A 19,936-nucleotide genomic window follows, 5' to 3' on the forward strand; every position below is an offset into this window, starting at 1 on the left:
TGTTCACACACGGCGTCGCTGCCGGCGTTGAGTCGGTTAGTTGATGCCTTGCCCCAGCATCACACCATTGACGGACTCTCCATATAAGTTGACGCCGTCGCCCTCATGGTATTTCTTGCGGGTCTTTTCAACGGAGTTATCGACCAGACGCGGATCCTGTGGTCGCTCATGGCTATTGATATAAGCGGCGACATGCCAGGCTTCGTCATCCGTCAGGGAATCGCCCTTGCCCAGCGGCATGTTTTGCTTGATGAAACCGGCGGCCGTATTGATACGGTGCATCCCCGCGCCCCAGTTGTAAGAGTCCTTGCCCCAAAGCGGCGGAAATACGAACACGCCTGCGGATTTTTGGCCCTGCCCTTCGCCGCCATGGCAGATGGAGCATTGGTCGGCATAAATCTGTTTGCCCTTGACCAGATCAAAGCCTTTTTCCGGTGCCGGGATAACCGGATAGAGGCGCCCTGGCAGGTCCTGCCCCACCGGCGCTTTGGTCGAGAGCCAATAGGCATAGGTGCCGAGCGCTTTCATCACATGGCTATCACTGGCGGGTGCCTTGCCGTTCATGCTGAACTCGAAGCAACCCTGCATGCGCTCGGTAAACGTATTGACCTTGTTGTTCTTTTTTCGATAGGCCGGGTACATGCCATACGCACCCCAAAGAGGAGCAGACCCCGCCTTGCGACCTTGATCGAGGTGGCAATTGCTGCAGTTGAGTCCATTGCCTACAAACTCAGGAGCATTCTTCTGGGTATTGATAAAAATATCCCGCCCTTCCCGCACCAGCTCCCCGAATGCATTGTCTGGCAGCTCCGACTCTTGCGGTGGCGTAAATACCAGAGGGCTGGATGGCTGGGTCGGCTCACCCGCCACGGCTGCATCCTTGTGCGCGTTGCCAACGTCTGGCTGTGCGACCGGGTCCTTCACGATGGGCGCCATATCGCGCTCTTCGTAATACGTCTTCGCAGCCAGAAGTGGCACGGCTATAGCGACGGTGAGCAGTATTTTCGCTGGAAAGTTCATTGTTTAGCCTCCCCGCTCAGGCTGGCGAAATAGGCTGACAAGTCTTTAATTTCAGTGTCGCTCAGCGAGCGCGCGATATGACTCATCAAGTCATTTGGATCATTCTTGCGCGTACCGCTGCGCCAGGCATTCAACTGGGTTGCGATGTAGGCTCCGGACTGGCCAACGAGCGGAGGAAAACTTTCTCCCACGCCGCGGTTACCCACTCCGTGACACGCCACACAGGCTGGAATGTTACGACTCCAGTCTCCTTGTTTGACCAGTTTTTCAGCAGCGCTGCCAGGACCTCCCGCGAGGTCCGGAGCAACACTGCGCGCAGCGATATCCAGTGCACCCAGATAGCTGGCCACCGCCTTGCCTTCGGCCTCCTCAAGTGCCAATGCGATGGGCTGCATCACGGCGTTGGCCCGCTTGCCCGAGCGAAAATCCTCAAGCTGCTTGACCAGATAACCCTGCGGCAACCCTGCCAGACGGGGAAACCCTGCGCCATCGGTGCCCATCCCATTGGCGCCATGACAGGTGCCGCAAGCCATGGCTGCAGGGGACGCGCCCCCCTGGGTGTAGATTTTCTGCCCTTGGGGCTCGGCGTTTGCTGCGGTCGCCAGCATGAACACGCAGGCGCTGATGCTGGTCTTGAGGCCGAATCTCGTTGCAAGATTCATCGGTTCTGGGCTCCTTTTTTCTGGCTAATTCACGGCGTCAGTCAACTACTTAGGCCCCATGGGAGAGGGACATAGATAGAAAGCGACAGATGGCGCCTTTATTCTTTTCAGGAATATCCTTATACCCGAAAAAGTATAGCCAAGTTTCTTCCTACGCGAAACCTGGTTTCTTTCCTACACGAAACCAGGGCGTTGCCGCGCCTTCGTTACTGAAGTGGGTTGCCATAGAGTTGAGGACGACGATCGCAATGCACGTCGTTCCGGTCACCGATGCGCTTGTTACGCGCTTGGGCGAGGTTCATCGTCGCCAGCAAAATCTGCTCGCCTGCCAGCTCCGTCGGCCCTGCCAGAGGATAACCGTCGGCGTCGACGATGACCGATCCCTGAACCCAGTCGACCCCGCGCTCGTGGCCGTGGCGATCACACGCGGCGATGAACATGCGGTTGACCGCCGCATTCGCCTGAACGCGTATGACTTCAGTTGGGCGCTCGGTTTCCGGTCGTGGGCCATCGGGCCAATTGACCGGAGCGCAGAGCAGCTCCGCACCCGCAAATGCCGGTAGCCGTACCCACTCAGGAAACTCCAGGTCGTAACAGATCATCATGCCGATTCGCCCAAAAGCAGTGTCCACCACCGGCGGCTGCGCGCTTCCGGCGCTGAAAATCGAGTTTTCCGCGCCCCAGAGATGAGCCTTCCGGTAAACCGCGCACAATCCTTGAGCATCGATCATTGCCGCACTGTTGGCCACCCGATCGCCCTCCAGCCGCTCGCAGAATCCTGCGACGATCACGATCTCCAGTTCGCGGGCCAGTGCTTCCCACAGCCGCAAGGTCGGCCCATCTGTCGATTCAGACGAGGACAGCGCTTCGCTACGGTTAACAAAAAGGTAGCCGCTCTGCACCAGCTCGGGCAGCACCACCACCTGGGCGCCGCGGGAGGCTGCCGAGCGGATCGCAAATTCAGTGAGTATTCGGTTGTACACAAGATCGCCGATCTTCGGCGCCACTTGGCAGCACGCGACGCTGATACTTCTGTGTGTGTTCATTGTGCAGACTTCCATAGTTAGGACATGCGCTCACTGGCGGTGATCAACGCTCATTTTTCTGTCGCCGCTTGAGTCATCGAGACGATATCGCTTTCGGTGATTGAATCGATGATCCGGCGCTCGGACTCAAGATCGATCGAACGACTGAGTATGAAATAGCTCAGGCCGGAAACCAGCAGGCCCACCAGCCAGGCGATGTCGACGCCTTCGAGCAGGCGCGCCAGCGGGCCGACGAACACTTCCTGGCCAGCGGCGGCGTCAAAGATGTAGAAGAACGGCACCATGGCGGCAAAACCGATCAGGTACGAAACAATCCCGCGAAATTGCCACGCGCCGTAAATGCCCTTGGGCGTAAAGAAATGGGGAATGGCGTAGCGGCCTTTACGTACAAAGAAGTAATCCACCAGGTTGACGGCAGTCCACGGCACCAGGAAATACAACAGCACGACCAGGAAGGTATTCAACAGCGCGACACCATCCCCTTTGATCGACAGCACGCAACCCAACAGGATGACGCTGATGGCGAAGATCGACATCACACGAGCGCGAGGCGTCGGGGTGATTTTCTTGATGGAATCGACACCGGTCAACAGCGTCAGCATGGCGCTGTAGGTGTTGAGCGCGATGATCGGCAGAAAGCCCACAACCGACACCAGCACCAGTGAGTTGCCCAAGCCGGGAATCATCGAGGAACCGACCTGATTGAGCGCAACCAGTGCATCGGTCGCCTGCAACTGCTGCGCAAGCCAGGCACCCAGGCCGATCATCCATCCGCCCGACAAGGATGCCCCCAGAAACAAGGCGGTAATCAGTTTGGCACGACTGGTGTTCTTAGGCAGATAACGCGAGTAATCGGACACGTACGGCGCATAGGAGATGTTGTAGCTGGCACCAATGGCAAACATGCTGGCAAACGCGACCCAGTTGAAGCCGAGGGTAGTTGCGGGAACGACGTCACTTTGGCCTGCGCCAAACATCAAGGCGATGGTGACGAACGCATAGAGCGGCAAGGTGACCAGCAGCGCCCATTTGAACGCCTTGTGCATCATGTCGTGGCCGTAAATCGCCAGCAATGCACCGATCAGCACCACCGTGACGGCCACAATGGTCGGATCGAGTCCGAAGACATGCTTGAGGCCACCCACGATGAGCGTAATGTTCACCACGTTGAAGCCGACGAACACAAACATCGTCGCCATCAATGCGAGGATCACCCCGCGATAGCCGAATTGGGCACGCGACTGGATCATTTGCGGAAGGCCCATCTCAGGCCCCTGAGAGCCGTGGAAAGCCATGAAAATGGTGCCGAACATGATACCGAGCGTACCCGCCAAGGTAGCCCACAGTGCGGACAGCCCCAGGCTTGGGCCAACAAAACCAATGGAAATGGTGAAGAAATGGAAGTTGCCCAAAAACCAGAATGGGCCCTGGTTGCTGAGTTTGGCGTGCCGTTCGTTTTCCGGAATGTAATCGATGGAGTGGCCTTCGATGGCCATCCCTCCGCTCGCCTCGATAGCGCCCGCTGAGCTCTTGGACTCGGACATACGACTCTCCTATTGTTTGGAATCGATAGTGATAATTGTTTTTATAGGGGTAACACTGTCAGTGCGTGTCCCCTCGCTCGTACCGACCCGTTGAAATGTATGGATGTGACCAGAACTGTTAAATATCGCAGGCCAACTGTTTACATAGATGTTTGTCTATGTAGCCGATCTATCGGGAGCACTTATGCTGGGAACTGTATCGGAACTGGATCTACGCTTGATCCGGGTGTTTCTTGCCGTCGTTGAGGCGGGGGGAATTTCGGCAGCACAAACGGCGCTCAATACCACGCAACCCACCATTAGCGCACAATTGGCCACGCTGGAAGCCAGGCTCGGATTTCGCCTTTGCGAGCGAGGGCGAGCGGGTTTTTCCGTCACGCCCAAGGGGACCCAGTTCATCGATGCAGCACGCCGATTGATGGCCGCAACGGAGGGGTTTCGCATTGAAGTCCAGCACATCAATCGCAAGATCACCGGCAACATCAATATCGGGTTACTGGGCCAGATCGATCCCGTGGTCAATAAAAAAATTGCCTTGGCCATCGCCCGATTACGATCCGAACACGAAGGGCTTTACTTTCACTTTACGGAATTGTCGTCATCGTTCCTGGAAGAGAAACTGATCAATGGTCATCTCGATCTGGCAATAGGCTATTTCTGGCGCCGCCTGCCAAACATCGATTACTTCCCACTGTTCAATGAAGCACAAATCGCCTATTGCGGCCCCACGCATCCTCTGTTTGAAAAGGTCGGGGCACTCAATAGCGAGGATGTTCGGGAGCACGACTGGGTTTGGCCCAGCCACCCGTTACCGGAAATGCCGGCACCCACGTCCCTTGAACGTTTGACGGCGCTTACCGACAGCATGGACGGGGCCGCTTTGCTCATCCTGTCGGGCCAGCACTTGGGTTTTCTGCCGCAGTTCTACGGCGCCAAGCATGAAGCGTTAGGGCAGTTGCACCCCCTTAACACTGAGCAGTTGCGCTATGAAGTCGTCTTTCATGCCGCGGTTCGACACTCTACTCGCCAGCATGAGGTGGTGAGCAGCTTCCTGACCGAGTTGATCGACATTTTTGGGGCGAAATCGTTAAACGCCTGACAACTTGAGTTGACTGACTCCGACTCGGTTATACCCGAAGCAAACCTCTACTTCGATCAGTCGCCAGTTTCCTCAGTTATCGCGGCGCAACAACGAGGAACTCGCCCGCACCTGCAACTGCGGCGCAAGGATGATCGACTCTGCGGCCTCGCCCTTGATGCGCTTGAGCAGCAACTCCACCGCATGCCGCCCCATCTGTGCCATCTGCAGGCGCACGCTGGTCAGTGGAACGATCAGTTCATTGGCCAGCGGGATGTCGTTGAAGCCGACCACGGCAATGTCCTTGCCCGGCTGCAACCCTTTGTCGCGCGCGGCTCCCATCAGGCCGATGGCAAGGAAGTCGTTGACCGCAAAAAAAGCCTGCGGGCGCGGGTCGAGCCCCAACAGATATTCGCCTTGTCGGTGCCCGGTGTGGCTGTCAAAAGGACCATTGAGGATCCACTCCGGGCGCAGGGTGACACCTTGCTCACGGTAATAGCGGATGAACCCGCGGGTACGATCAGCGCCGGTGGACGCATGCCGTTCGCCAGCCAGGATCGCCACCTCGCGGCAGCCCAGCCGATACAAATGTTCGGCCGCCAACCAGCCGCCCAATTCGTCGTCGCTGGCCGCCGCGAGGTGGCCCGCAATCTGCCGGCTGACCAGCACGTAGGGAATGTGCTTGCGTGTAAGCAGATCGAGTAGGGGCTGGTTTTCACCCACGTGCGAGTCACCCACGATCAACCCGGCCACTGAGCGGCGCAAGGCATGCTCGGCACGGGCCAGTTGGCGCGGCTGCAGGTCGTCGGTATTGGAGACGAAAGTGAGGTAGCCGGCCTCCTCGGCCGCGCTGTCGATGCTGTCATAAATGGTCGCCATCACCAGGTCGGTGAGGCGTGGCATGAGCACGCAGATTTCCTGACTTTTACGCAGTTTCAAGTTGGATGCCTGGGTGTTCGGCCGATAGTCCAGCTCCTTGGCCAACGCGCGGATACGCGCCACCACCTCGGCCGACGCCGCTCGCTCAACCCCGGCCGGGTCGCCATTGAGCACCCGGGATACCGTGGAGACATGCACCCCGAGAGCAGTCGCCATGGACTTCAGGGTGGCGGGGCGAGATTGATTCGGCATGTTTGAGCGTCTTCCACCGTGCATTATTCAGCGCGCGATTCTACCTCAACCGGGACCTCTTCCCGGAAAAAAAACCTTTACCCAAACGATTGACTAAAACTTTCTCCGTCTCTACATTTTGCCTACCCAAACGTTTGGGTAACACAATAAAAATACGCCGGACGCGGCCGACTTTTTGACTTCTGCCATCATTTTGAAGAGTCAGATCCCTATGAAGAGCGCAGCTATTCCGTCTTTCCGCTACCAGATTTTCTTCCTGATCATGCTGATGGCACTGCTCAACTACATTGACCGCGGCGCGATTGCCTATGCCTCGGCGAGCATTCTTCCGGAGTACGGTTTCGACAAGGCCGACTGGGGCAAAGTCCTGGGTTACTTCGGCTACGGCTACATCCTCGGGGCGTTGATCGGCGGCATCCTGGCCGACCGCTTTGGCGCCAAGCGCATCTGGCTGATTGCGGGTGCCACCTGGTCGATTTTCGAGATCGCCACCGCGTTTGCCGGTGACCTCGGGCTGGCATTCATGGGAGGCTCGGCCATGGCCGGTTTCGCCACTATCCGTGTGCTGTTCGGCTTTGCCGAAGGCCCGGCCTACTCGGTAATCAACAAAAGCGTGGCCAACTGGGCCACGCCCAAGGAACGCGGCTTCGTGGTCTCGGTTGGACTGCTCAGCACACCACTGGGCGCGCTGCTCACCGCCCCGGTAGCAGTAGGTCTGCAAACCCTGACTGGCGGCTGGCGCAGCATGTTCGTGGTGCTGGGCGTGGTCAGCCTGGCGCTGCTGATTTTCTTCATGACGCGCTTTACCAACACCCCTGATGAGAACCCGCGGGTGTCCAAGGCCGAGCTTGATTTCCTGCGACGGGAACGCGCCGCGGCAGCCAATGCTTCAACCCCGACCACCAGCGTTGCGCCGATATGGCATTTCTTCAAGAACAAGGACCTGATACTCAATGCGGTCGGTTACTTCTCGTTCGTGTACGTGACGTTCCTGCTGCTGACCTGGACCCCCAAATACCTGCAGGACGAGTTCCACTACAACCTGTCGTCGCTGTGGTACATGGGCATGATTCCGTGGACCGGCGCCTGCTTCACCGTGCTACTGGGCGGCAAGATCTCCGACCTGCTGTTGCGCCGCACCGGCAACCTGAAGGTGGCACGCAGCTGGCTGGCCGCGACTTGCCTGCTGCTGACCACGCTCTGTTTCATCTTGGTATCGCAGGCCCAGACCGTGTGGGGCGTGATTGCCCTGATGACCCTGGCCAACGCCCTCAACGCGCTGCCCAACTCGGTCTACTGGGCCGTGGTGATCGACACCGCGCCGTCCAACCGGGTCGGTGCCTACAGCGGCATGACCCATTTCATCGCCAACACCGCTTCGTTTATCGCGCCAATGCTGACCGGCTACCTGACCGTGCGCTATGGCTACTCGTCGATGTTCGTGGCGGCGGCGGTGGCCACTGCACTGGGCATGAGCGCGATGCTGATGGTGCGTCCCGGCAGTCGGCAGGTCAACCCTTCCCCTTTACCCGCAGCAGTTTGATGGAGTTGTTTGTATGAGCCTGGCGAAGCCTCCTCACGTTGGATATTTTTTTGGTCAATCGGTCATCACACTGGCCGAACGTCTGCGCGCGGGCAGCCTGACGAGTGTCGAGCTGACTCAAGCAGCCCTGGACAGCATCGAGCGTCTGAATCCGATCTTGAACGCCTTCGTTCAGGTCGATGCACCGGTGGCGCTGGCCCAGGCGCGCAAGGCCGACGATCTATTCGCCCAGGGCCTGGACCTGGGCCCGCTGCACGGCATCCCGGTGGCGGTCAAAGACAACATCGACACCTTCGACTACGTCACCACCTACGGTTCGGCGCATTTCGCAGGCTTCAAGCCGAGCCGCGATGCGCTGTGCGTGCAGCGCCTGCGCGAGGCGGGCGCGGTCATTGTCGGCAAGACCTTGACCCACGAATTCGCCTACGGCCCGACCGGCGACCGCTCGCTGCCAGGGCGCGGCACGTAACCCCTGGGATTGCCATCTGCATCACTGGCGGCTCCAGCGCCGGCAGCGCCGCTGCGGTGGCCAGCGGCATGGTGCCGCTGGCGCTGGGCACCGACACCGGCGGGTCGATCCGTATTCCGGCGGCGTTGTGCGCAGTGGTCGGCTTCAAGCCATCGTTTGCCAGCGTGCCGCTTCAGGGGGTGTTCCCGCTGTCATCGAGCCTCGACCACGTGGGCCCGATCGCCAACCACGTCGAGGATGCGCGCCTGCTGTTCGAGGTGGTGGCTGGGCGGGTTTGTGCACCCGCGGCCAACCCTCGACCTTTGCGGGTCGGCTGGATCACCAGCGGCAGCTTCGGCCCGGTCGACGCCGAGCTGGATCGGCAGGTGTACCAGGCGGCGCAGCAGCTGTTTGGCGAGGCGCTCCAGGATACTGCCGAACTGGAGCCGCTGGCGGCCGCAATGAAAGACACCTTGCTGGTATTGCAACGCGCCGAGGCCTTCGATGTGCATGCCGAGCGCATGCAGGATGCACCGCACACGTTCGAGCAGGAGGTGCGCGAGCGCCTCGAATTGTCGCGTGAAGTAAGGGGCTGGCAATACATCCGCGCCCAGGCCAGCCAGGCACGGCTCAAGGCGGCGATGGCGCGCTTGTTCGAGCACTATGACTTCCTGGTCTCGCCCAGCGTGCCGATTACCGCGACAGCAATCGATGCGCGCGAGGTCCGGGTGGGTGAGCAGGACATCGATGTGCGTGCCGCGCTGCTCAGCCATACCAGTGCCTGGAACCTCACCGGGCTGCCTGCGATCAGCCTGCCGGTGGGGCAGGTGAAGAGCATGCCGGTGGGGCTGCAGGTGATTGGCGCAGCGGGAGAGGATGATCGTTTGTTACGGGTGATGGCGCAGCGATTCGTGCGGGACTAGTGGGCCGGCGAATCGCTTGATCACCACAAGCCTCCACCGTCACCCAACTCCACTAACCGCTTGAGCCCTTCGGGGTTTTTAAGCTGATTTATGACGGTGGAGCTGTCACGGGTCAGGCGCACAGCGCCAACCGCCAGCCGGAATGAATGTGCCGAGTGAAGACATGACGGCTTCATTGGCGAAAATATCCGGGGCAAACGGGTCCACCGATGATGGCAGCAGGCATTGGCCCGTGTTGGCGGGGAGCGTTGAGCACTCGATTTTCCATGGGGTTTCTCCGGCGTGATGCCGGCCAAAAGACAGTTCGCAGGCGAACAGGGAAGCAGGGTTTATTGAGCTTTCGGGTTGCCTGAACGTTTCGCGCAGATGAGGGCCCGGTGTCAGCGGTGTGGGACGGCTGGCGGCGAACAGAAAATAGTCCCCGACCAATAGCAGGCAGCCCGCACGCGATGGCTCATCCATTGCTTGCAACCATTGGCCACGACAAGCGCCGAGAGAGTCGGGCAAGCGATCCCATATTTCGTAGTAACTTTCGTCCAGGGCGGTTTCGATCAGGCACTCGCTGGTTTCGAAGTGCATGCGACCAATGTCTTCTGCACCACTGGCCGGCTGATAGTCCATTTTGCGATGCCATTGGCAAATGTCGGCATCTATCCGGGTCACCCCGGCGAAACCTTTCTGTTCACACAACGCCAGATGTTGAGAGTGACTGAGTTCTTCGAGCGCCAGGCTTGGGAGCGGATTGGAGGGGATTCGCAGGTCGGCAAACAGTCGCGGTGTCTGTAGCCAATACACGGCCGTTTCACTGTCCGAATGCCCTGAGCGGTGCTGGATCAAACGCCGCTTCCATACGCCAAGATAACATTGCGCAACCTGATGCATTGATATTCCCTGTGTCACGCATTGCGTTTGGGCGAAGGCGCGATCGTACAGTTTGTGCATCAGGTCGCCAAGCTCGATGTCGTGCTGACGGTCAGCCTCTTTCCCGCCCTACCTCGTTGCAGAACGGCGCCTTTTTATCCGGTACATATCGTCATCCGCATGGCTGAGCAGCGTATCGGCATCCTCCCCGTCCGCGGGATAAAAGGCCACGCCGATACTGCAGGACGGCATCTTCAGCCCGCCAAATTCGGGGCCCAGCGGCTCGCTCATGACCGCGAGAATCTGCGCCATTTTCTCGCAAGCGGCGGTCTCCGACTGCAGATCCGTCAACAGCACAGTGAATTCATCACCGCCCATCCGGGCCACCGTGTCCGTTCCACGCACGCAGCCTTCCAGCCGTCGTGCAATCACACAGAGCACACGATCGCCCACGGCATGTCCGTGGACATCATTGATGCCCTTGAAGTCATTGATGTCCAGAAACAGCAACGCCAGCGTGCTGTCGTGGCGGTGCGCCGTGCGCAGGGCCGAGTCCAGTCGATCATTGAACAGCGACCGGTTGGTCAGTGCTGTCAGCGGATCATGATGGGCGAGGAAGCGTAATTCCTCCTCGGCCTGGCTGAGGGCCGTCACGTCCCGGGCGACACCGATCCGCGCGCCCACTTCCTCGGACCAGAAGGCAGCCCAGAGGATGTGCACGATACCGCCGTCCTTGCGGATATAGCGGTTGCGGAAATCGAAGTGCGGGTGACCGTTCATGACCCGGACAATCGAGGCTCGCGAGACCGCCAGGTCATCAGGATGCATATAGTCGGTGATCGGGGTGCCGGTCAGCTCCTCGGCACGGTAACCGAGCAGTGCCTCACAGGCATCACTCACAAATGCAATCTGATTGTGCCTGTCGACCACGAAGACCGTGTCCAGCATCAGATGGATCAGTTTGGGGTAGAGCGCTTCCAGGTCAACGGCCATAAGTCAGTGGGTCCGGTTCATATAGCTTGATCATAGCCTGATCGCGAAGGACGGCGGCGAGGAATCCTGCAGACTAGCAGGCATGCGCAAAGTCCTCGGTCACTGTGGGCGCGAGCTTGCTCGCGAAGGAGCCCTGGAGACGTATAGCGATCTTCAGGTCGCCTTCGCTGCGGTGCGGCGATCCGAGCGTTTCATCAGGTAAAAGAACAACCCCGACGGCTTCAGAACGGTTTTTTGACGCCGGAAAACAATGGTTGGCCACTAATTGGCTACCAGCTACGATCAAGGAACGGATGACAGGGGTATAGGGATCTCTATGAACAGCGCACCTAAGCATGGTTGGAAATGGGCCTACGACAAACTGCGCGGGCTGCACTGCTCCCGCCGGACGGCCTTCTATAGAGCGACACTCTATTCCATTCGTGGCGATACCGGATCGTTTTACGTTGACCGCAGCTGGGAGAAGGTCCGCCTTCGACGCTGATTGATTTCTGCTTCGCGCATTTTTTTCAGGCAATAACGACCCGCCCAATGGCGGGTACTGTGCTGTTTCCGGTCAAAAAACCTGCGCTTTTCGGCGCAGCAAATCGATGAACAAACCCAACTCCGACTGATGTGTTCGCCCCACCGAGCCGCATGCGACGATGTTCGCTGGCGCATGGACTTGACGTTGAGCATGCCGGACGCCTATTTCGTGCGCAGCACTATTTACGCCCGGCGCGACCCGGTCAACGCTTCATCATCTGTGGCGACAACGACACCCCCGAACTGCTGGCCAAGGTGGTTCCAGGTGCGGATGTGCTCGTGCACAAGGCAACCTTCTGCAAGTCCTTAATCGATCGCACTCACGAGAGTTACGGACACAGCAGTGCCGCCGCCGTGGCGCGTTTTGCCGAGTCGGCAGGCATACCGAATCTGGTGCTTACCCACTTCAGTGCACGCTATCAATCCAATCCCGGGCAAAGCCCGTTCATTGGGGATATCCGCGAGGAAGCATCGGCCTGTTTCACCGGCCAGTTGATCCTGGCGCAGGATCTGCAACGCTACCATCTCGATCGGGAGGGTCGGCTTCAAGTCGTCATGGGACGCTTGTCGCAATAGGCAGGTCCAGGATGGGTGCGGCCTTGGGCCCGACGTGCATATCGGAATAACGTGCGCAGTTGTACGCTCACTGTCCAAGCGGACCATGCACCAACCACCAGGCTCTCCTAAGCTCTTAAAAACCAAGCTCGTCCCATAACAAGGAACACCAGCCATGAGCAAAAAAAGAACGAACAATCAGCTCATTGTCGTCCCACCGCCTAAAACAACTCCGGACAAGGCCACCAGGAAGGAATCGCTGTTCGCACGATTGGCGCGCCTGGCAACAAACAGCGCCCGGGTCGTCGCGGCCAGTGCTGAGCTGACCAGCCAACTGGCTTCAATCGGCGTTGGCACTTCGAAGATCGAGCCTGAGAAAGGTGATCGGCGTTTCACCCACCCGGCCTGGCGCGAACATCCGGGTTACCGCCGTCTGGGCCAGGCCTATCTGGCGTGGTCACGCAGTGTCAACGGCCTGGCCGATCGACTCGACACACCGGATTGGCGTACCCGGGAACAACTGCGCTTTGCCCTTGATCTATGGACCAGTGCCGCCGCGCCGACCAATACCCTGCTGGGTAATCCGGCGGCGTTGCAAAAAGCCTTCGATTCGGGCGGAACCAGTCTGCTGCGAGGGAGCAAAAACTGGCTCCACGACGTGCTGCATAATCGCGGCATGCCCACTCAGGTGGATGCCAGCGGCTTTAAAGTCGGCGAGAACCTGGGGGTCACCCCAGGTTCGGTGGTGTATCGCTGCGAGGTGTTCGAGCTGATCGAATATCACCCGGTCACCGCCACGGTGCGTGAGCGTCCGGTGCTGCTGGTGCCGCCGATGATCGGCAAGTACTACTTCCTCGACATGGCGCCGGGACGCAGCTTTATCGAATACGCGGTCAGTCGCGGCTTGCACTTCTTCACGATCAGTTGGCGCAACCCGAACCCTGAACACGCCGCATGGAATCTCGACACCTACGCCGCCGCCGTGCTCGAAGCGCTGGAGGTGGTGCGCGAGATTGCCGATGGCGCCGAAGTGAATGCCCATGGCATCTGTGCCGGAGGCTTCATTCTCAGCGCGGCCCTGAACCACAGTGTGGCTCAGGGCAAGTGCCCGGTGAACGCCGCGTCCTTTGGTGTGATGTTATTGGACTTCGATTATCCGATGCCCCTCGGCGCGTTTTCCCCGGCCCCCTTGCTGAAGCTGGTCCGTGAGAAATCCGCCAGGGCCGGAGTGATGAGTTCTAGCGATATGGCCGCAGCTTTTGCCTGGTTGCGTCCTAACGACCTGGTGTGGAACTACTGGCACAACAATTACCTGATGGGTGAATTGCCACCCGCGATCGATGTGATGGCCTGGAATGCCGATGGCACTCGCATGCCAGCGGCGTTGCACAGCCAGTTCCTCGATGTTTTCGGCGACAACGCCCTGGTCGACGGGCCGTTGACCGTGCTCGGCTCACCCTTCGAGGCAAGCGCTATCGACTGCGACAGCTATTTCATGGCGGCAGAGGGGGACCATGTAACCCCCTGGAAAGGCTGTTACCAGTCGGCCCAGCTATTTGGTGGCGAGCGCAGTTTCGTGCTCAGCAACGCGGGGCATATCGCCAGCCTGATCAACTCACTGAGCAACCCCAAGTCACGCCACTTCACCGGCCCGGCTCCGACCGTGGACGCAGATGACTGGTTGGCGCAGGCCAGCGAGCACTCCGGCACCTGGTGGACCCACTGGGCTGACTGGGTGACCGAACGTGCCGGAGCGGAACGCTCGGCACCGACAGTGGCCGGGCGCAAACGCCATGCTGAACTGGAGCCGGCTCCAGGGCGCTACGTCCATGAGTGAGAACGCGCGGGTGATGCAGAAGCGCCGCTGTTTCACGCTTGGTCGCCGCTGAAAATACGCCCCAGGTTTCACCATAAACGCTGATAGCGGCAGGAGTGACAGGCCATGTCATTCCTGCTGCGAACAGGCATTCGGCATGGCAATCGAGTCCGGAGCGAGATGCCACCGCTGCGGCTGCCGGTATCGCTGGGTGGATGAACCGTTTTTTCTGATTCAATAGTTCGACGAACAAGACGTGGCACCGATGGACAGGGGAACGTCACCTTCAAACACTTCCGCACGGCCCGTCGATACCGAACAATCGCCTTTCCTGCAGCTTAATAAAAAGAAGTAGAAATCAGCACCCAACGACGGCACATCATTTGTTTGGGTACAAGGAGAGACGAGACCCATGAGCACCCCGCTCCGCATCAACGAAGCACTTTTGATTGCCGGCCACGCATTCGAACCTTTCCAATGCATCGCCTGGGCTCCGCAAGACGGGAATGGCGAATTGAGCCTGACCGTCATCGACCGGGCCAGCACGCGTATTTGTCGTAAACAGATCCCAAGCAGTGCCTATTCCGACCCGGCGCAGCTGGAAAGCGTGCTGGAACAGGTACGCGCCGAGTTGAACCAGGGGGGCTACACCCTGCAATCCTGGACAATGCCAGGGTAAGAGGCGGCCTGCCGTTCTCGCGTATCAATCATTCACTCCCCATGGTTCGCAATGAACCTGGGGAGTTTTACTCACTGGCAAACTCCAGCCCGATAAAGCCTTAAGCTAATAACCAAAAAGTATTTATTAGATGGTTTTTAGATCATTTACATTCAACTCATGGATGCCTCGGTGTTGCCAGACAAACAGCAGCGCCATTGTTGCTCACGCAACAGTCGCTCAACAGTTAACGGTCCCGGCAACAGCAGTCGAGACAAAACAACAGATTAACTTATTGTTTTTTATAGCTATTTCCACAATGGAACAGCTTTTGCTCTGATGGCTGCACCTTCCGCAATTCGAACAGGAACAGCGCCCATGAGCACTCCACTTACCTGCGGAAAACAGCCTGAGGAACAGCCTGTGACCGCCATCCCTACATCCAGACTTGAAACCCCGCTGCAGGTCGCCCGGACGCTCGCCGCCGAGTTTTCCCGAACCGCCGCCGAACGCGATCATCTGGGCGGCACGCCGAAAACCGAGCGTGACGAGCTGCGCCGCAGCGGCCTGCTGGCGATGAAGATCGACCAGCAATACGGTGGCCTTGGCGCCAGCTGGAGCGACACCCTGGAAGTGGTGCGCGAGTTCGCCAGGGTCGACAGCTCGATTGCCCATGTGTTCGGCTTCCAGCATCTGATGCTGGCCACGGTGCGTCTGTTTTCCCGGCCAGAACAGTGGCAGCCCTGGTTCGAACAGACCGCGCGCAACAACTGGTTCTGGGGCAACGCCCTTAACCCGCTGGACACCCGCACCCTGTCGAAAAAGCTCGCTGGCTGGCGCGAATTTTCCGGGCGCAAGAGTTTCTGCTCAGGCTCCGCCGATTCGGAAATGCTGATTGCCTCGGCGCTGGACGAATCCACCAGGGGCAAACTGTTGATCGCCGCCATTCCCAGTCACCGCACCGGCATCACCTTGCACGGCGACTGGGACAATATCGGCCAACGGCAGACCGACAGCGGCAGCGCCACCTTCGAGCGGGTCCGCGTGGAAGAGAATGAACTGCTGCTCGAGCCCGGCCCGCTGAGCACGCCCTTTGCCTGCCTGCGCCCGCTGATTGCCCAACTGACCTTCGTCAATATCTTCCTCGGTATCGCCGAGGGCGCGTTCGAAGAAGCTCGCAACTACACCCTCAAGGAAACGCGCCCCTGGTTCAAGGCCAACGTCAGCCAGGCCAATCAAGACCCTTATATCCTGCGCCATTACGGCGAATTCTGGGTCGGACTGGAAAGCGTGCGCCTGCTCACTGAGCGCGCCAACACCCTGCTCGACAAAGCCTGGAGCAAGGAGCACCGGCTAGGCACCGAGGAGCGTGGCCAACTGGCGTTGGCCATTGCCACCGCGAAGGTCGCGGCCACCCGCACCGGCCTGGACCTGACCAGCAGCCTGTTCGAAGTGACCGGCGCCCGCGCCACCCATGCCGCGCTGCGCCTTGATCGTCACTGGCGCAACCTGCGCACCCAGACCCTGCACGACCCCGTGGACTACAAGCTCCATGAACTGGGTGACTGGGCGCTCAACTCGGCGCTGCCCACCCCGTCCTTTTATTCATAGGCCCGACCATGCAATTACTCACGCTGCCGCCCTCCCCGGCCCTGGCCACCTCGATACGCGCCACCGCGCAAGTCTTCGAAGATCCGAAATCACAGGCGCTGCTGGCGCACCTGCAACAGGTGGCGCCCAGTGATGCCAGCGTGTTGATTATCGGTGACACCGGTACCGGCAAGGAGCTGGTGGCCCGCCATCTGCACAACCTGAGCGCCCGTCGCAACAAGCCGTTTATCGCAGTCAACTGCGGGGCCTTTTCCGAAAGCCTGGTGGAGGCCGAACTGTTCGGCCACGAAAAAGGCGCCTTCACCGGTGCCCTGAGCGCCAAGGCCGGCTGGTTCGAAGAAGCCAACGGCGGCACGCTGTTCCTCGACGAGATCGGCGACCTGCCGATGCCGATCCAGGTCAAGTTGCTGCGGGTGCTGCAGGAGCGTGAAGTGGTTCGCCTGGGTTCACGCAAAAGCATCCCCATCGATGTAAGGGTGCTGGCGGCGACCAACGTGCAGCTGGAAAAAGCCATCAACGCCGGGCACTTTCGCGAGGACCTGTATTACCGGCTGAATGTGGTCAGCCTGGAACTCAGCCCGTTGCGCGAGCGACCGGGCGACATTCTGCCGCTGATCCGTCACTTCATCGGCGTATACAGTCACCGCCTGGGCTATGGCGAAGTGGTGCTGGATGCCGAAGCTGAACGCAAACTGGTGAGTTATGCATGGCCGGGCAATATTCGCGAGCTGGAAAACGTCATCCACCACACCCTGCTGATCTGCCGTGACAATCTGATCCGCGTCCAGGATTTGCACCTGTCCAACCTGCGTATCGACCGCCAGGAAGCCGCTAACACCGTTCCGGACGACAGTGCCGACGCCCGATTGCAGCAAGCCTTCCAGAAGCTGTTCGAGGAAGAAAGCGGCGCCCTGCATGAGCGGGTCGAGGAAGCGCTGCTGCGCGCGGCCTATCGCTTCTGCCACTACAACCAGGTGCACACCGCCAGCCTGCTGGGGCTGAGCCGCAACATCACCCGCACCATGCTGATCAGGGTCGGTGAGCTGGTGGTGAACAAACGCCGTCCGGCACAAACCGACCAGGCGATCAAAGTGGTTAACCTGTCGATCTGAACGGCGAGCGAGCTCATCCCTGGCTCAACGATCCGAGCCGGGGATGAGCCCTCGCCACTTCACCTGTGGTCAAGCCGCAGCCCCTGTGCCACCGGTGCCGCCCCCCAGGTAGAAATCCTGGATATCACTGCGCGCGGCCAACTGCTCGGCCGTGCCTTCGCTGACGACCCGGCCGCTTTCCAGCACGTAGCCGTACCGGGCATAACGCAGGGCCAGGTTGATGTTCTGCTCGGCAATCAAAAAACTCACGCCATCGCGCTGATTGAGCTGGTGGATAATCTCGAAGATCTCCTCGACAACCTGCGGCGCCAGCCCCATCGAAGGTTCGTCCAGCAACACCAGCTGTGGCCGGGCCATCAACGCCCGGCCCAGTGCAACCATCTGCTGTTCACCGCCAGAGGTGTAGCCGGCCAGGCTTTTGCGCCGCAGCTTGAGGCGTGGAAACTGGCTGTAGATTCGTTCCAGATCCGCCTTCAATTGCCCACGGGACACCTGACGCGCAAAGGCGCCCGTCAGCAGGTTTTCCTCCACGGTCAGTTGGGCAAAGCAATGCCGGCCTTCCAGCACTTGCACCAGGCCGCCGGCCACCAGGCTATGGGGCGTACTGCGCGTGACATCCTGGCCCCGATAGAGAATCCGCCCCTGCACCACCTCGCCCCGCTCGGCCCTCACCAGATTGGACGCGGCCTTCAACGTGGTGCTTTTGCCGGCACCGTTGGCCCCCAGCAACACCACGATCTGGCCTTGCGGCACCACCAGGGATACCCCGCGCACGGCGAGGATGGCCTGTTCATAAAGGACTTCAATCGCGTCGATCTGCAAGATCGATACTGGGTTCATGCTGTTCTCTCCAAGGCAGCCGAGCATCCTGTAGGAGCTGGCTTGCCAGCGATGGATTTAAATGCGCTGCGTTGAACCAGGAAAACACGGGTTTTCGTTAACGACCATCGCTGGCAAGCCAGCTCCTACAAGGGCCGCGTTAATCCAGGAAACACGGGGTTTCGTTAACGATTTTCGCTGGCAAGCCAGCGCCTACACTAATCAAATGTCCTGGCTGCAATCGCGCGGCGTGATGCCCTGTTCCCTGGCGTACTGGTGCGACGAGGCTTCAATGATCGGCCTGAGCATGGCGCGATCGGCCTGCACCCAGTCACTGATCAGTTTCCACTGGCTGCCATCCCACTGCTGGAAGCGCACCGCACCGCCCCCTTCATGGTCCGAGCACGACAGCTGCAAGGGTTGCACCAGGCCCAGCGCACCCAGCTCCTTGAGGCGGGCTTCGTCCAGCTTGAGATGCTCGAAACCCCAGCGCACCTGCTCGCCGGTGAGCGGCTGCTTGCCGAATTTTTCCTGGGCAATGCGCACGGCTTCAACGTTGAGAATGCCGTTCACCACCCCGAGGTTGTAATACACGGTGCCAAAGCGTTTCGGATCGGCCAGGTCACCATTGCCCTTGGCCACCACCTGCTGCTGGATGCCTTGCAGGACCGGGAAATCGGTGCCCGAGGGGTGCGTGGTGATCGCGATATAGCCTTTGGCGGCGGCACCGGCGGGGGCGGCATCGTCCTCGGAGTTGCTCCAGATGTTGCCGATGATGTGATCCGCCGGGAAGCCGACCTTCTGCGCGGTTTTCAACGCCACCGGGTTCATCACGCCCCAGCCGCGCAGAATCACCCAGTCGGGTTTTTCCCGGCGAATGTTGAGCCATTGCGACTGCTGCTCGTTGCCTGGATGGGGCACTTCCAGCAGGGTCAGCTTGAACCCGTACTTGTCGGCCAGGGTCTGCAACACCTCATTGGTTTCCTTGCCGTAGGGCGAGCCGTGATACAGGGTGACGATCTTCTTGCCCTTGAGCTGGTCCAGGCCTCCGGCCTGCTGGCCGATGTAGTTGATGATCGCCGACACCTCGGAATACGGGTTCAGCTGCAACGGGAAGGCATAGGGGAACACGCTGCCGTCAGTGGAATCGGTACGGCCGTGGTTGATGGTAATCAGCGGCAGTTTGTCCGCGGTCGAGCGCTCCAGCGTGGCATAGGCAATGCCCACCGACAGCGGATTGGTCGCGGCGGCAGGCGCGCCATTGAGGCCTTTTTTCAGGCGTTCATAGCACTCCACGCCCTTCTCGACCACGTACTCGGTTTCGCACTCGCTCCAGGTCAGCTTGACGCCGTCGACCCCGCCATTGGCATTGACGTACTTGAGGTAGTCGATAAACCCGCCAAAAAAACCGCTACCACCGGCGGCATAAGGACCGACCCGATAGCTCTGCAGCGGGAAATACTGTTCGTTAGCCGCCTGCGCGGGAAAGGCGGCGCTCAGGCTGATTGCCAGCGCCAGGCCACTGAGTAGAGAACGTTTGGACATCGGTATTTTCCTTATCAATGATTCAATCGCACGGTTGCCGCACAAG

At 59.6% G+C, this 19,936-nt stretch carries 15 protein-coding genes and 2 pseudogenes; 8 read left to right on the plus strand and 9 right to left on the minus strand.

Going from position 1 to position 19,936, the window contains the following annotated elements; translation table 11 throughout:
* Positions 1–36: 36 nt before the first annotated feature.
* From BZ163_RS14520 to BZ163_RS14535, 4 genes are all read right to left on the minus strand, one after another.
* Entirely contained in the window at positions 37–1,020 is a 984-nt protein-coding gene (locus BZ163_RS14520; RefSeq protein ID WP_128871488.1) for a c-type cytochrome, read from the minus strand.
* Positions 1,017–1,682: a c-type cytochrome gene (locus tag BZ163_RS14525; protein ID WP_128871489.1), complete on the minus strand. Its 666-nt coding sequence runs from the start codon at positions 1,680–1,682 to the stop codon at positions 1,017–1,019. The genes BZ163_RS14520 and BZ163_RS14525 overlap by 4 nt, the downstream gene beginning before the upstream one ends.
* 206 nt (positions 1,683–1,888) lie before the next feature.
* Positions 1,889–2,728 carry a nitrilase family protein gene (locus BZ163_RS14530; RefSeq protein WP_128871490.1) on the minus strand — a complete coding sequence of 280 codons (840 nt, stop codon included), beginning with the start codon at positions 2,726–2,728 and terminating at the stop codon, positions 1,889–1,891.
* 50 nt (positions 2,729–2,778) lie between these two features.
* The gene (locus BZ163_RS14535; protein ID WP_128871491.1) at positions 2,779–4,272 is read right to left on the minus strand and encodes a cytosine permease; all 1,494 of its coding nucleotides are present in this window, start codon (positions 4,270–4,272) and stop codon (positions 2,779–2,781) included.
* A gap of 184 nt (positions 4,273–4,456) precedes the next feature.
* Between BZ163_RS14535 and BZ163_RS14540 the strand changes: the two genes are divergently transcribed.
* Positions 4,457–5,371 carry a LysR family transcriptional regulator gene (locus tag BZ163_RS14540; protein WP_128871492.1) on the plus strand — a complete coding sequence of 305 codons (915 nt, stop codon included), beginning with the start codon at positions 4,457–4,459 and terminating at the stop codon, positions 5,369–5,371.
* A 72-nt stretch (positions 5,372–5,443) separates the two neighbouring features.
* Here the strand turns inward: BZ163_RS14540 and BZ163_RS14545 are convergent, their stop codons facing one another.
* The gene (locus tag BZ163_RS14545) at positions 5,444–6,481 is read right to left on the minus strand and encodes a LacI family DNA-binding transcriptional regulator (RefSeq protein ID WP_128871493.1); all 1,038 of its coding nucleotides are present in this window, start codon (positions 6,479–6,481) and stop codon (positions 5,444–5,446) included.
* A 211-nt stretch (positions 6,482–6,692) separates the two neighbouring features.
* Between BZ163_RS14545 and BZ163_RS14550 the strand changes: the two genes are divergently transcribed.
* Positions 6,693–8,024 carry an MFS transporter gene (locus tag BZ163_RS14550; RefSeq protein WP_128871494.1) on the plus strand — a complete coding sequence of 444 codons (1,332 nt, stop codon included), beginning with the start codon at positions 6,693–6,695 and terminating at the stop codon, positions 8,022–8,024.
* Between the two features lie 13 nt (positions 8,025–8,037).
* A pseudogene (locus BZ163_RS36425) lies at positions 8,038–9,395 on the plus strand (amidase).
* Between the two features lie 105 nt (positions 9,396–9,500).
* Here BZ163_RS36425 and BZ163_RS14560 read toward each other — a convergent pair.
* Positions 9,501–10,232 (minus strand): hypothetical protein, encoded by a 732-nt coding sequence (locus BZ163_RS14560; protein ID WP_228761607.1) that lies wholly within the window; start codon positions 10,230–10,232, stop codon positions 9,501–9,503.
* 153 nt (positions 10,233–10,385) lie between these two features.
* Entirely contained in the window at positions 10,386–11,249 is an 864-nt protein-coding gene (locus BZ163_RS14565) for a sensor domain-containing diguanylate cyclase (protein WP_128871496.1), read from the minus strand.
* Between the two features lie 651 nt (positions 11,250–11,900).
* Here BZ163_RS14565 and BZ163_RS14570 point away from each other — a divergent pair.
* The 5 genes and pseudogenes from BZ163_RS14570 to BZ163_RS14590 form a co-directional block, all read left to right on the plus strand.
* Positions 11,901–12,350, plus strand: a pseudogene (locus BZ163_RS14570) (MBL fold metallo-hydrolase); the annotation flags it as partial.
* Positions 12,351–12,504: 154 nt separating this feature from the next.
* Complete coding sequence (locus tag BZ163_RS14575; protein ID WP_128871497.1) at positions 12,505–14,166, plus strand: alpha/beta hydrolase; 1,662 nt, start codon at positions 12,505–12,507, stop codon at positions 14,164–14,166.
* A gap of 391 nt (positions 14,167–14,557) precedes the next feature.
* A complete protein-coding gene (locus BZ163_RS14580) occupies positions 14,558–14,824 on the plus strand; it encodes a hypothetical protein (protein WP_128871498.1) in 267 nt (88 codons plus the stop codon).
* A gap of 402 nt (positions 14,825–15,226) precedes the next feature.
* Positions 15,227–16,414 (plus strand): acyl-CoA dehydrogenase family protein, encoded by a 1,188-nt coding sequence (locus tag BZ163_RS14585; protein WP_128871511.1) that lies wholly within the window; start codon positions 15,227–15,229, stop codon positions 16,412–16,414.
* 8 nt (positions 16,415–16,422) lie between these two features.
* Positions 16,423–17,526, plus strand: a complete 1,104-nt coding sequence (locus BZ163_RS14590) for a sigma-54-dependent Fis family transcriptional regulator (protein ID WP_128871499.1) — start codon at positions 16,423–16,425, stop codon at positions 17,524–17,526.
* Between the two features lie 69 nt (positions 17,527–17,595).
* On the opposite strand, the gene BZ163_RS14595 is transcribed toward BZ163_RS14590, so the two are convergent.
* Together BZ163_RS14595 and BZ163_RS14600 are read right to left on the minus strand one after the other, a co-directional pair.
* Positions 17,596–18,366, minus strand: a complete 771-nt coding sequence (locus BZ163_RS14595; protein WP_128871500.1) for an ABC transporter ATP-binding protein — start codon at positions 18,364–18,366, stop codon at positions 17,596–17,598.
* Between the two features lie 201 nt (positions 18,367–18,567).
* Complete coding sequence (locus tag BZ163_RS14600) at positions 18,568–19,890, minus strand: ABC transporter substrate-binding protein (RefSeq protein WP_128871501.1); 1,323 nt, start codon at positions 19,888–19,890, stop codon at positions 18,568–18,570.
* Positions 19,891–19,936 lie beyond the last annotated feature (46 nt).

It is taken from the genome of Pseudomonas sp. VI4.1, from assembly GCF_002029345.1.
Lineage (GTDB): Bacteria > Pseudomonadota > Gammaproteobacteria > Pseudomonadales > Pseudomonadaceae > Aquipseudomonas.